Annotated in this window: 10 protein-coding genes; 1 reads left to right on the forward strand and 9 read right to left on the reverse strand. The window is 65.8% G+C overall.

All coding sequences use genetic code 11. From position 1 onward, the window contains the following. Position 1: 1 nt before the first annotated feature. From murF to coq7, 7 genes are all read right to left on the reverse strand, one after another. A complete protein-coding gene (murF, locus tag F3J18_RS14600; protein WP_166913181.1) occupies positions 2-1,408 on the reverse strand; it encodes a UDP-N-acetylmuramoyl-tripeptide--D-alanyl-D-alanine ligase in 1,407 nt (468 codons plus the stop codon). Next, on the reverse strand, positions 1,405-2,949 hold the full coding sequence (locus tag F3J18_RS14605) for a UDP-N-acetylmuramoyl-L-alanyl-D-glutamate--2,6-diaminopimelate ligase (protein ID WP_166913182.1): 1,545 nt from the start codon (positions 2,947-2,949) through the stop codon (positions 1,405-1,407). The genes murF and F3J18_RS14605 overlap by 4 nt, the downstream gene beginning before the upstream one ends. Further along, complete coding sequence (locus F3J18_RS14610) at positions 2,946-4,814, reverse strand: penicillin-binding protein 2 (protein ID WP_124093686.1); 1,869 nt, start codon at positions 4,812-4,814, stop codon at positions 2,946-2,948. The genes F3J18_RS14605 and F3J18_RS14610 overlap by 4 nt, the downstream gene beginning before the upstream one ends. Continuing rightward, positions 4,811-5,146 carry a cell division protein FtsL gene (gene ftsL, locus F3J18_RS14615; RefSeq protein WP_025096861.1) on the reverse strand — a complete coding sequence of 112 codons (336 nt, stop codon included), beginning with the start codon at positions 5,144-5,146 and terminating at the stop codon, positions 4,811-4,813. Before ftsL ends, F3J18_RS14610 begins: the two co-directional genes overlap by 4 nt. Next, a complete protein-coding gene (gene rsmH / locus F3J18_RS14620; protein ID WP_036048366.1) occupies positions 5,143-6,084 on the reverse strand; it encodes a 16S rRNA (cytosine(1402)-N(4))-methyltransferase RsmH in 942 nt (313 codons plus the stop codon). The genes ftsL and rsmH overlap by 4 nt, the downstream gene beginning before the upstream one ends. A 23-nt stretch (positions 6,085-6,107) precedes the next feature. Continuing rightward, complete coding sequence (gene mraZ / locus F3J18_RS14625; RefSeq protein WP_013696541.1) at positions 6,108-6,536, reverse strand: division/cell wall cluster transcriptional repressor MraZ; 429 nt, start codon at positions 6,534-6,536, stop codon at positions 6,108-6,110. Between the two features lie 376 nt (positions 6,537-6,912). Then, complete coding sequence (gene coq7 / locus F3J18_RS14630) at positions 6,913-7,539, reverse strand: 2-polyprenyl-3-methyl-6-methoxy-1,4-benzoquinone monooxygenase (protein ID WP_166913183.1); 627 nt, start codon at positions 7,537-7,539, stop codon at positions 6,913-6,915. Between the two features lie 279 nt (positions 7,540-7,818). On the opposite strand from coq7, the gene F3J18_RS14635 reads away from it, so the two are divergent. Next, positions 7,819-8,997 (forward strand): porin, encoded by a 1,179-nt coding sequence (locus tag F3J18_RS14635; RefSeq protein WP_025096864.1) that lies wholly within the window; start codon positions 7,819-7,821, stop codon positions 8,995-8,997. Positions 8,998-9,151: 154 nt separating this feature from the next. Here the strand turns inward: F3J18_RS14635 and F3J18_RS14640 are convergent, their stop codons facing one another. Together F3J18_RS14640 and F3J18_RS14645 are read right to left on the reverse strand one after the other, a co-directional pair. Next, positions 9,152-10,825, reverse strand: coding sequence for a long-chain fatty acid--CoA ligase (locus F3J18_RS14640; protein ID WP_166913184.1), 1,674 nt, complete (start codon positions 10,823-10,825; stop codon positions 9,152-9,154). Positions 10,826-11,019: 194 nt separating this feature from the next. Further along, on the reverse strand, positions 11,020-13,098 hold the full coding sequence (locus F3J18_RS14645) for a molybdopterin oxidoreductase family protein (RefSeq protein ID WP_166913185.1): 2,079 nt from the start codon (positions 13,096-13,098) through the stop codon (positions 11,020-11,022). Positions 13,099-13,281: the final 183 nt, after the last annotated feature.

The raw sequence follows: 13,281 nt of genomic DNA on the forward strand, positions 1-13,281 counted from the left end.
CTCAGTGTGCGCCGGGCGTCACGCCCGTCGCGGGTTGGTTCGTCAGCGCGTCGACCACGCGCTCCATGCGCGTATAGCGCGAGCCCTTCACCAGCACCGTCGCCGCCGCGCCGAAGCCGGCCGCGTCGAGGGCCGCGAGCAGCGCGCCGACATCGTCGAAATGCCGGGTCGTGTCGCCATAGGCCGCGCAGGCGTCGCGCGTGGCATCGCCCGTCGCATACAGCGCGTCGATGCCGCGTTCGCGCGCGTAGGCGCCGATCTCGCGATGGAAGGCCGGCCCTTCGTCGCCAACCTCGCCCATCTCGCCGATCACCAGCACGCGCGGCGAGGCCTGCTGGGCCAGCACGTCGATCGCGGCCCGCATCGAATCGGGGTTCGCGTTGTAGGTGTCGTCGATCAGCATCGCGCCCGCCAGCGAGCCGACGGCCGCGCGCTTGACCTGCAGGCGCCCCTTCACCGGCTCGAAGGCTTCCAGGCCGGTGCGGATCGCCTCGAGCGCGATGCCGGAGGCGAGCGCCGCGGCCGTGGCCGCCAGCGCGTTGCGGGCGTTGTGCGCGCCGAGCGCCTGCAGGCGCACCTCGACGCGCCCGGCCGGCGTCTCGATCGCCAGCACGCCGCCCGACATGGTTCCGGTCACGGCGGCAGCCGTGCTTCGGTCCGCGTCGTTCAGCGCGAAATCGAGAATCGCGTTGCCGGTCGCCGCGACGCGCCAGATGCCCGCGTACTTGTCGTCGGCCGGAAACACCGCGACGCCGTCCGGCGCCAGCGCGTGGATCACCGACGCGTGTTCCAGCGCGACCGCCTCGACGGTCGCCATGAATTCCTGGTGCTCGCGCTGCGCGTTGTTCACCAAGGCGACCGTCGGCGCGGCGATCTTCGCGAGCGTCTGCGTCTCGCCGGGATGGTTCATCCCCAGCTCGATCACGGCGAGCCGGTGCGCGGCGCTCAGGCGCAACAGCGTCAGCGGCAGGCCGATGTCGTTGTTGAAGTTGCCGGCCGTCGACAGGCGAGCGTCGATGCCGACCGCGGCCGCGAAGATCGAGGCGATCATCTCCTTGACCGTGGTCTTGCCGTTGCTGCCGGTCACCGCCACCAGCGGGATCGCGAAACGCTGGCGCCAACCGTGCGCCAGCATGCCCAGCGCCAGGCGCGTATCGGCCACCTGCAGTTGCGGCAGCGAGGCCGGCGCGCCTTCGCGCGACACCAGCGCCGCGTTCGCGCCGCGCGCGGCCACGTCGGCCAGGAAGTCGTGCGCGTCGAAACGCTCACCCTTGAGCGCGACGAACAGGTCGCCCTCGCCCACGCTGCGGCTGTCGGTGGACACGCGCGAGAACGAGACGTTCCCGTCGCCCGTCACGATGGCGCCCGGAATCAGCGCGGCGGCCTGCTGGAGCGTCAGCATCGTCATTCGCCGCCTCCGTGTGCCTGCGTCGCGCGCGCGGCCAATGCCAGCCGCGCGTGATCCTGATCCGAGAACTCCCGCTTCTTGCCCATGATTTCCTGTGTTGCCTCGTGTCCCTTGCCGGCCAGCAGCACCACGTCCTCGCGCGCGGCGCCTCGCACCGCCTGCAGGATCGCGCTGGCGCGGTCCTCGATGCGCAGCGCGGCGGCGGGCGTCTTCATGCCGGCCACGATCTGCTCGAGGATCGCCAGTGGCGGCTCGCTGCGTGGGTTGTCGCTGGTCACCACCACGCGATCGGCGAGCCGCTCGGCGATGCCGCCCATCAGCGGACGCTTGGTCGCGTCGCGATCGCCGCCGCAGCCGAACATGCAGACCAGCGCGCCGCCGCGCGCCTCGGCGATCGGCCGCAAGGCCTCCAGCGTCTTCTCCAGCGCATCCGGCGTGTGTGCGTAATCGACCACCACCAGCGGTTCGTCGTTGGCGACCCGGCCGCCGAGCCGCTGCATGCGGCCATTGACCGACTCGAGCCTGCGCAGTTCGGCCAGCGCGGCCTCGAACGGCACGTCGGCGACCAGCAGCGTGCCGAGCACGGCCAGCAGGTTGCTGACATTGAACAGGCCGAGCGTGCCGACCTCGACCTCGGCCGAACCCCATGAGGATTCGAGCCGGAACGCCGTGCCCGTCGCGGTCGCGCGCACCTCGTGCGCGATCAGTTGGCGATCGGCCTCGGGCGCATCGGCGCGCTCGTCGATGCCGTAGGCAACGGTGCGCACGCGTCCCGCCAGCGTGGCGAGCAGGCGGGCGCCTGCCGCGTCGTCGCGGTTGACCACGGCATGACGCAGCCCGCGCCAGGCGAACAGCTTCGCCTTGGCGGCCTCGTAGGCCTCGAAGGTCCGGTGGTAGTCGAGATGATCCTGGGTCAGGTTGGTGAACACGGCGACGTCGAACGCGGTGCCGTTGACGCGGCCCTGCTGCAGCGCGTGCGAGGACACCTCCATGGCCACCGCCTTGGCACCCTCGTCGCGCAGTTGCGCGAGGCTGCGCTGCAATTGCGGCGCATCGGGCGTGGTGAAGCCGGTCGCGACCAGGCGTCCCGGCATGCCGCTGCCGAGCGTGCCGATCACCGCGCAGGGGGTGCGCAGCGCGCTCAGCGCGGTGGCGATCCATTGCGTGCAGGAGGTCTTGCCGTTGGTGCCGGTCACGCCGACCGCGAACATCGCGTCGCTCGGGTCGCCGTACCAGCCGCTGGCGATCTCGCCGGCCAACGCGCCGAGATCCGGCACCGCGTGCGTGACGGCGGGGTCGAGAGCCTCGATCGCGAAACCGTCGGGCTGCACCAGCACGGCCGCCGCGCCGCGCGCCAGCGCACCGGCGATATGCGAGCGGTTGTCGACGCCGTCCACGGCATAGGCCAGGAACACGTCGCCCGCCTGCACGGCGCGCGAATCGGAATACAGGTTCGCGCCGGGCTGCGCATGCGCGCGCAGCCACGCGAGCGCGGCTGCGATGGTGGAGTGCGCCGGATGGGAACTGCGGACGGCGCTCATCGAACGACTCCTGGGCGATTGTGTGCCGAACTCGACACGCTGAGATGGCTCGCGGGCAGCGCGGCCAGCTTCTGCGCGCCGGCGGATTTCGGTGCGCCGGGTGCCGGCGCCGTGTCGTCGGACACCACCAGCTGCTTGACCGGCATGTTGGGCGGCACGTTCAGCGCGCGCAGCGTATCGCCGACGATCGCCGAGAACACGGGCCCCGAAACCTGGCCGCCGAAGTGGCTGCCCGCGGTCGGTTCGTCGACCGACACGGCGACCACGATGCGCGGATTCGGCATCGGCGCCATGCCGACGAAGGAGGCGCGGTACTTCTTGTGGTCGTAGCCGCGGCCGACCTGCTTGTAGGCCGTGCCGCTCTTGCCGCCGACGCGATAGCCCGGCACCGCCGCGTCGGGCGAGGTGCCGTTCTTGGTGACCACGCTCTCCAGCATCTCGCGCACTTCGCGGGCGGTGGTCGGCGAGAACACCTGCGGGCCTTGCGGCGGCTGGGTCTCGCTGGCCTTGAAGATCGACAGCGGCATCAGTTCGCCGTCGTGCGCGATCGCCGTGTAGGCATGCGCGAGCTGGAACAACGAGACCGACAGGCCATAACCGTAGGACATGGTGGCCTGCTCGATGCGGCGCCAGCTCTTCCAGGGCCGCAGGCGGCCTGCCGCCGCGCCGGGAAAACCGACCTTCGGCGCCTGGCCGAGACCGATGCTGGTATACATATTCCACATTTCCTCGGGCCGCATCGTCATGGCGATCTTGGTCGCGCCGATGTTGCTCGATTTCTGGATCACGCCGCCCACCGTCAGCACGCCGAAACCGGCATCGTCCGAGATCGGCGCGCCGTCCAGCACGAAATGGCCGTTGCCGGTGTCGACCAGCGTGGTCGGCGAGACCCGATGCAGGTCCAGCGCGAGCGACACCGTGAACGGCTTCATGATCGAGCCGGGCTCGAACACGTCGGTCAGCACGCGGTTGCGCAGCTGCTCGCCGGTCAGGTGGGAGCGGTCGTTCGGGTTGTAGGTTGGGTAGTTGACCAGCGACAGCACCTCGCCGGTGCGCACGTCGACCACGATCGCCGCGCCGGCCTTGGCGTGGAATTTGTCGACGGCGGCCTTCAGGTTCGCGTAGGTGATGTACTGGATCTTGCTGTCGATCGAGAGGTCGACGTCGGTGCCGTTGTGCGGCGGCATCTGCTCGTCGACATCCTCGACGATATGCCCGACGCGATCCTTGATCACGTGGCGGCTGCCCGGGATGCCGGCCAGCATCTTCTGGTCGGCCAGCTCGACGCCTTCCTGCCCCTCGTCCTCGACGTTGGTGAAGCCGATCAGGTGGGCCGTGATCTCCCCTTCCGGGTAGAAACGCTTGTATTCGTTGCGAGCGTAGATGCCGGGGATATCGAGCGCGGCGACCTTGTCGGCCACCTCGATCGGCACCTGCCGCTTCACGTAGACGAAGCTCTTGTCCTCGGACAGCTTGCGACGCAGCTCGGTCGAGCTCATGTCGAGCAACTGGCCGAGCTGGGTGAGCTTGTCGGCGCCGAGATCGTCCGGCACTGATTCGGGAATCGCCCAGATGGCGCGCACCGGCAGGCTGGTGGCCAGCACCAGTCCGTTGCGGTCGAGGATCTTGCCGCGCGTGGCCGGCAATTCGAGCGTGCGCTGATAACGGCTCTCGCCCTGCTTCTGGTAGAAGGCGTTGCCGGGCCCCTGGATCCAGAAGGCGCGCGCGGCCAGGGCCACGAAGGCCATGAACAGCATGAAGACCACCAGCTTCGAGCGCCACATCGGCAGGTGCACCGACAGCACCGGGCTCGACGCGAACTTGACGCTCGATTTCGCGCTCGACTTCGACTGGCGCTGTTTCATCGTCCGCTCCCCGGGCCACCGGCCGCGGCCGAACTCGGCAGCGGCGCGTCGACGGCCTTCGCGGCGCCGTTGGGCAGCGTCAGGTACTGGGTGCGGCCGGTCACGATCGGCTGCATCTTGAGCGAATCGTTGGCGAGCTGCTCGATACGCGACGTCTTGGACAAGGCGCTCTGCTGATACTGCAGCTGCGCGTAGTCCTGCTGGAGCTGGTGCTCCTGCGATTGCGCGCGCTGCAGCTGGAAGAAGATCTGGCGCTGCTGGTTGGTCGAGTTGACCACCGACAAGGCGCAGCCCATCACGATGATCAGCAGGAAGATGTTGAGGCGGTTCATGGCGCGACGCGCTCCGCGATGCGCATCACGGCGGACCGGGCACGCGGATTGGCGGCGACTTCGGCCTCGCCCGGGAACTTGCGCCCGAGCAGCTTCAGGGGCGGCGAAGGGAGGTCGACGGCACGGATCGGCAGGCGGCGGTCGACCGCCGGCGCACTCGCGTGCGCCTGCATGAAACGTTTGACGATCCGATCCTCGAGCGAATGAAAGCTGATCACGACCAGCCGCCCCCCTTGCTCCAACGACGACAACGCGGACTCTAGAACGACCTGCAGGTCCGCAAGCTCTTGATTGACGTGAATCCGTATAGCCTGAAAGGTGCGGGTTGCCGGATCCTTGCCTTTCTCACGTGTCTTGACGGCGTGACCCACGATTTGGGCAAGCTCGCCCGTGCTGTCGAGGGGCCCGAGACGATCGGATTCTGCCCGGCGAGCAACAAGCGCCTTTGCAATCTGAAAAGCAAACCGTTCTTCCCCATAATCTCGTATCACCTCCGTCAGTTCCTGCAGCGACGCGCGGGCCAGCCAGTCGGCCGCCGATTCGCCACGTGTCGTGTCCATCCGCATGTCGAGCGGGCCGTTCGCGCGAAAACTGAAACCGCGCTCGGGATCGTCGATCTGCGGCGAGGACACGCCCAGATCCAGCAGCACGCCCGTCACGCGACCCACGCCGCGTTCGGCGAGCGCGCCGCCGAGCGACGCAAAACTGTCATGCACGATCGAGAAGCGCGTATCGCCGATCCGGCTGGCCGTCTCGATCGCCAGCGGATCCTTGTCGAAGGCGATCAGCCGGCCGCCTTCCGCCAGCCGGTCGAGCACCAGGCGGCTATGGCCGCCGCGACCGAAGGTGCCGTCGACATAGATGCCGTCGGGCCGCGTCACGAGCGCGTCCACCGCCTCGTCGAGCAGCACCGTGCGGTGCTGGAATTCGTTTCCCATCGCGGGCGTCTCCGTCACCGCAATCAGAACGTGAAGTTCTTCAGCGCATCGGGCATGCCCTGCGCCATCGCCGCCTGCTCCTTCGCGGTGTAGGTCTGCGAATCCCACAGCTCGAAGTGACTACCCATTCCCAACAACATGACTTCCTTTTCCAGCCCGGCTGCCATGCGCAGCTCGGGCGATACGAGAATCCGGCCCGCGCTGTCGAGATCGACATCCGACGCGTTGCCGAGAAAAATGCGGCGCCACCAGTGCGCGTCCATCGGCAGCGCGGCGATCTTGGCGCGGAATACTTCCCATTCGGGGCGCGGAAACAGCAACAGGCAGCCGTCCGGGTGCTTGGTCACAGTCACCCGTCCTTCTGCCTGTCCTTGCAGCGCTTCGCGATAGCGAGACGGCACCGACATCCGTCCTTTCGCATCGAGCGTCAGCGCCGACGCCCCTTGGAACACTTTCCGCTCTCCCGATCGGGGTGCCTCGGCACCCGCCCAATTGGCTCAGAATCTACCCGGAACCGCTCTCTGGATCACACAAAAATACACTTTCTCACACTGTCTCCCACTTTAGAGGAAGGGTCAGGGACGGTCAAGGGAGGCCAACGATTTTTTGACGAATTTTGTTAGTTAGAACAAGGACTTACGTGCAAGTCCTCAAGCCGACCCTCAAACCAAAACTCGTTATAAATTAATGAGCTAGTGCAACTTGTGAATGTGATACGTGAAAAGTCGCGCGCAAGGCGGTGTGAGGGCGGGGGTTCGGCGGGCGGGAAAGTCCGGATTCTCGGGGTGGGACGGTGGACGCGGCAACCGCCGCGCCCCACCGCGGATGCTACAGATAGTAGGCAGTCCTCGTCATGACTTTCGAGGCGGCCTGCATCAGCCAGCGAGCCGGCATCGGCAGCTCGGCGCCGCCCGCGTCGGCGGCGGTGCGGCCGTGTTTGGCCTCGTCGTCACGCATCTGCTCGACGATCGCGCGCGAGGCGGTATCGCCGCTCGGCAGCTCGGACAGATGACTGTCCAGGTGCCGCTCGACCTGGCGCTCCGTCTCGGCCATGAAGCCCAGGCTTGCCCTGTCGCCGAGCCGCCCGGCCACCAGGCCGATCGCGAGCGCCCCGCCGTACCAGAGCGGGTTGAGCAGGCTCGGCCGCGAGTCCAGCGAGCGCAGCCGCTGCATGGTCCAGGCGAGGTGATCCTCCTCCTCGCGCGCCGATTCCTCGAACAGCGCCTTCAGCGACGGCGACGAGGTCGACAGCTTCTGCGCCTGGTACAGCGCCTGCGCGCAGACCTCGCCGACATGGTTGACGCGCATCAGCCCGGCCGCGTGCTTGCGCGCCTCGGCATCCAGTTCCGGCGACGTGTCGTCGGCCGGCACGGGCAAGGGACGCGTCATGCGACTCACGCCCGCGATCGCTCGCAGGCCCCGGTCGAATTCATTGATCAGTTCATCGAACAGCATTCGCTACCTCCGGTCAGCCGCCCCGCGGCAGGCGTTTCGTCAGTTGTTTGTTGCAATAACTGAACCGATTCTGCCGCGAACATTGCGGTAAACCCCCGATTTTAACCATTGTTGCCAAAAGGAAACATGAGTCGGCTCACGCCGGGCTTTTGCTTTTTCGTGAAAAAGCCTTGCGCTACAGTACGACCGGCTACTCAGAAGTACGGCGGGGCACCCGATCAATGAAAACCATACGCCCCGCCAGATAAAAATCATTCTGTAATCCTTGGAGATCGTTGAATGAAAAAGTCGCTTCTCGCGCTCGTCGCGCTGAGTGCGTTTGCTGGCGCGGCCCACGCGCAGAGCAGCGTCACGCTGTACGGCATCATCGATGCCGGCATTCTCTTCAACAACAATGCGAATGGCGCCCGACAGTGGCAACAGTCGAGCGGCGTGCTGCAGGGCAGCCGCTGGGGCCTGAAAGGCGCCGAGGATCTCGGCGGCGGGCTCAAGGCCATCTTCGTGCTCGAAAACGGCTTCAGCATCTCGAATGGCTCGCTCGGCCAGGGTGGCGCGATGTTCGGCCGGCAAGCCTACGTCGGCCTGTCGAGCGATTCGCTGGGCAAGGTCACGCTGGGTCGCCAATACGACTCGGTGGTCGACTACACCGGCGCACTCGCCACCGGCAGCCAGTGGGCGGGCTATATCGGCGCGCACCCGGGCGACCTCGACAACATGAACAACGCCAACCGCGTCAACAACGCGGTCAAGTACACCAGCCCGGTGTATGGCGGCTTCCAGTTCGGCGGCTTGTACAGCCTGGGCGGCGTGGCCGGCCAGCCGGGCCGCAACCAGATCTTCTCGGTCGGTGCCGGCTACAACAACGGCCCGCTCGCCCTGGGCGTCGGTTACGTGAACGCGCGCAACCCGAACTACTCGTTCTTCGGCAACAACCCGAACGCGAACACGGCCACCTCGACCTCGGGCCTGAACATGACGAGCCCGGTCTACCGCGGCTACGCCTCGGCCAACACGCTCGAGATCGTCGGCGCGGCCGGCGCCTACTCGATCGGCGCGGCCACGCTCGGCTTCACCTACAGCTACACGCGTTTCGACGCGGTCGGCTCGACCGGCGGCACGGGCCTGAACCCGCTGAACCTGCGCGGCGACGCCGTGTTCAACAACGTCGAAGCGAACTTCAAGTACCAGCTGACCCCGGCGCTGCTGGCCGGTATCGCCTACGACTACACGCGCGGCTCGAAGGTCAACGGCCAGTCGGCGGCGCAGTATCACCAGGTGAACCTGGGCGTCGACTACTTCCTGTCCAAGCGCACCGATCTGTATGCGATCGGCGTCTATCAGCACGCGCTCGGCTATGATTCGACCGGCAACCGCGCGGTCGCGTCGATCAACAACATCACGGCCTCGGCCACGCCGAACCAGGTGGCCGCCCAGGTCGGCATCCGTCACAAGTTCTGACGAACAAGCGTGGAATAACGATACGTAGCAGCCTCGAAGGCGCCCCGCGGGGCGCCTTTTTTCTTGGCCACTTTCGGCGCGCACGAGCGACTGGCCTCCAAACGAAAACGGGCGCCGCTCACGCGACGCCCGTCGAGGTGGAAGCCCGCCCGGATCAGACCTTGCCGTCGCGCAGTTCGCGGCGCAGGATCTTGCCGACATTGGTCTTCGGCAGTTCAGTGCGGAATTCGATGAAGCGCGGCCGCTTGTAGCCCGTCAATCGTTCCTTGCAGTAGGCAATGATGTCCTGGTCGGTCAGTGCCGGATCCTTCTTCACCACGAACAGCTTCACGGCCTCGCCAGAATGCTCGTCGGGCACGCCCACCGCGGCGACCTCGAACACGCCCGGATGCGAGGCCACCACGTCCTCCACCTCGTTCGGATAGACGTTGAAGCCCGAGACCAGGATCATGTCCTTCTTGCGATCGACGATCTTCACGTAGCCGCGCTCGTCCATCACGCCGATATCGCCGGACTTGAAGAAGCCGTCGGTCATCATGACCTTGGCGGTTTCGTCGGGGCGATTCCAGTAACCCGCCATCACCTGCGGGCCGCGGATGCAGATCTCGCCGGGCTGGCCGAGCGGGACTTCCTTGCCGTCGTCGTCGCGAATCGAGATTTCGGTCGACGACACCGGCAGGCCGATGGTGCCGGTGTACTCGGTCGCGGTCACCGGATTGCAGCTGACCACGGGAGAGGTTTCGGACAGGCCGTAACCCTCGACGATCGGCGTGCCGGTCTTCTCGTACCAGCGCTTCGCGACGCTTTCCTGGATCGCCATGCCGCCGCCATTCGCGACCGCCAGTTTCGAGAAGTCGAGCTGGTCGAAATCGGGATGATTCAGCATCGCGTTGTAGAGCGTGTTGACGGCCGGGAAGGTCGACACCGAGTAGCGCTTGAGCTCCTTGAACATGCCGCCGATGTCGCGCGGATTCGGGATCAGCAGCGCGGTACCGCCAGTGCGCATGGTCAGGAAGCCGCAGACGGTCAGCGCGAACACGTGATAGAGCGGCAACGCGGCGACCGTGATGTACTGCGACAGGCCCGGCACCTTGGTATAGGCCGGCGCATGCCACTCCTCCGACTGCAGCACGTTGGCGACGATGTTCCGCTGCAACAGCGTCGCGCCCTTCGCGACCCCGGTCGTGCCGCCCGTGTACTGGAGGAAGGCGACGTCGTCCGGGCCGAGCTTCGGCGCCGTGAATGTCTGGCGCGCGCCCTCGGCCAGCGCGGCATTGAAGCGCGTGAAGGACTTCAGTTGCCAGGCCGGCACCATCTTCTTCACCTTGCGCACGACGTAGTTGACGATCAAGCCCTTGAAGCCGAGCAGATCGCCCATCGCCGCCACGACGACATGCTTGACCGCCGTCTTGTCGATCACCGCCTGGAGGGTGGCCGCGAAGTTCTCGAGGATCACGATCGCTTCAGCGCCGCTGTCCGTCAGCTGATGCTCGAGCTCGCGCGGCGTGTAGAGGGGATTGACGTTGACCACCGTATAACCGGCGCGCAGCACGGCAGCAATCGCGACGGGATACTGAAGCACGTTCGGCATCATGATCGCGATGCGCGCGCCGCGCGCGAGGCCGCGCGACTGGAACCAGGCGCCGAGCTTGCGCGACATCGCATCGAGTTCGCCATAGCTCAACGACTTGCCCATGCAGATGAAAGCGGCCCGGTCGCGATACGAGCGGAAGCTCTCATCGAGCAGGTCGGGTACGGTCGGATAACGCGATGGATCGATTTCGGCCGGAACGCCGGGTGGGTACGATTTCAGCCAAATCTTGTCCATGCAACACGTCTCCTCACTGATTTTCGAATGGTCGTGCTAAAAACGCATCCTAGCCGCTCGGCTGCTTCGAAACAACCGGGTTAGACACTCCTTTCCAACTTCCGCGACGGGCTTGGCTCGTGTTCGACCCCGTTCACCGCGCTTTCGCCACGATTCCGACGCAGATCGAACGCGCGCCCTGCGCTTGCTCACCATCAAGCGCGCGCGACCTCGACCAGGCAGTCGTAGAAAGTCGCGGCGTTGCCGAGGTCGGTCAGCGCCTGGCTCGTCACCTGGTTGGCGTTGCAGCCGTCCGGCGCGAATTTCTTCCACCAGATCGACAGGCCAACCACGAGGCCACGGCGCGCCCGCTCGGTAACCACCGCGCGAGCCTGCATGGAACCGCGGTCGTTGAACACGCGCACCCTATCGCCCTCGACAATGTCTCGCGCAGCAGCATCGTCGGGATGCAGTTCGAGATGGGGTTCGCGCTCCGTCGCGCGAAGGCTCTCGATGTTGACGAAGGTGCTGTTCAGGAAATGGCGCGCCGGCGGCGAGATCATCGCGAGCGGATAACGTGCTGCCAACTCCGGGGCGCCATCCGGCGATTCGTGCGGCGGCAGGTAGTCAGGCACCGGATCGAGGCCCATTTGCGCGAGCCGCTCGCTGTAGAACTCGCATTTCCCGGAAGGCGTGCGAAATCCACCGTTTGCAAACGGCGCATCAGCCAGCTTCAGCTTTTGCCATCCGTTCTCTTTCAGCGCATCCCAATCGCAATCGAGTGCCGGATCATCCCAGCGCAAGGACACACGCGCAAGCGTTTCGTCGTCTTCATATAGGGCGGGCTCGGTCAGCTCCATCGCACGGGCGAAGCCGCGAAAGATCTCGGTATTCGGCCTCGATTCGCCGATCGGCGCGATCGCCGGCAGGTTGGCCATGACATAAGTGTGGCCGTAGGATTTATGGACGTCGAGGTGCTCGAGTTGCATCGTGGCCGGCAGCACGAGGTCGGCATAATCGGCGGTGTCGGTCTGGAAATGCTCCAGAACCACGGTGAACAGGTCCTCGCGGGCAAAGCCACGCGCCACCTTCACCGAATCCGGAGCCACCGCTACTGGATTCGAGTTGTAGACGATCAGCGCTTCGATTTTCGGGCCGAAGCCGGCATCGCCAGGATGTAGCAAGGCGTCGCCAATGGCGTTCATATTGATCGATCTCGGCAGCTTGTTCGGCCAACCCGGCAGCAGATCGGGACGGCCTAGCGCCGCTGAATTCACCGGCGCCCATTCCGACGCCGACAACAGCAAGCCGCCCGCGCGATCGCGCCAGGCACCGGTCAGCGCCGGCAAGCTCGCGATGGCCCGCGTAGCATTGCCGCCGCCTCGGGTTCGCTGCATCCCGTAGTTGAGGCGAATCGCCGATTTCCGGGTTTGACCGTAGATGCGAGCAAGATCGATGATTTCCGCTTCGGATACGCCACAGATTTCGGCCACGCGCGTAGGCGGATAGGACCAAGCCCGCGCCTTCAGTTCTTCGAAACCGTGCGTGTGGTCGCGCAGATAGGCGTGGTCGAGCCGGTCTTCCGTGATCAGTACATGCATCATGCCGAGCGCGAAGGCAGCATCGGTTCCCGGCCGAATCGCGATATGTTGATGACATTTGTCCGCGGTTAGCGAGCGATAAGGATCGATGGCGATCAGTCGAGCGCCGCGCCGTTTTGCTTCCTGCGCTCGCGTCCAGAAGTGCAGGCTCGAGGCGACGGGATTCGCGCCCCAGATCAGGATGAGTTCGCTTTCCTCGAAGAAGTCGACATGCATGCCCACGCTTGCGCCGTAGGTGTAGCGCAATCCGGCCGACCCCGCCGACGAACAGATCGTGCGCTCGAGACGCGAGGCACCAAGCACATTCATGAAGCGCTGGGCGAGGCTTTCGCCCTGGATCAAGCCCATGGTGCCCGCGTAGCTGTAAGGGACGATCGCCTCCGGCGCGCGCCGCGCGATTTCACCGAGTCGCTCGGCTACGATTCGATTCGCCTGGTCCCAGCCGATCGCTTCGAAGCGCCCTTCGCCCTTCGGCCCGATTCGCTTCAGAGGCGTATTCAGGCGCTCGCGATGATAGATTCGATCCGCGTAGCGACTGACCTTGGTGCAGAGCACACCTTGTGTCGGTGGATGATCGGGGTCGCCATTGACCTTGCTGACACGGCCCTCGCCGTCGATCGAAACGCGAAGCGCGCATGTGTCAGGGCAATCGTGCGGGCAGACGGCACGGGCGAATTCAACGGGGGCGTGCATGGAGCGCTCGACATTCGGACGAATGTGGCGATTCTACGCTGCGCTACTATCCAGCTGCTGAAAAGACAAAACCCCCGCTGCCTTTTGGGCAACGGGGGTTGTCATGAAGGGAAGCCTGACGATTACCTACTTTCACACGGGCAATCCGCACTATCATCGGCGTGGAGTCGTTTCACGGTCCTG

The sequence above is a fragment of the Burkholderia sp. Ax-1720 genome, assembly GCF_011753035.1.
Taxonomy (GTDB): domain Bacteria; phylum Pseudomonadota; class Gammaproteobacteria; order Burkholderiales; family Burkholderiaceae; genus Burkholderia; species Burkholderia gladioli.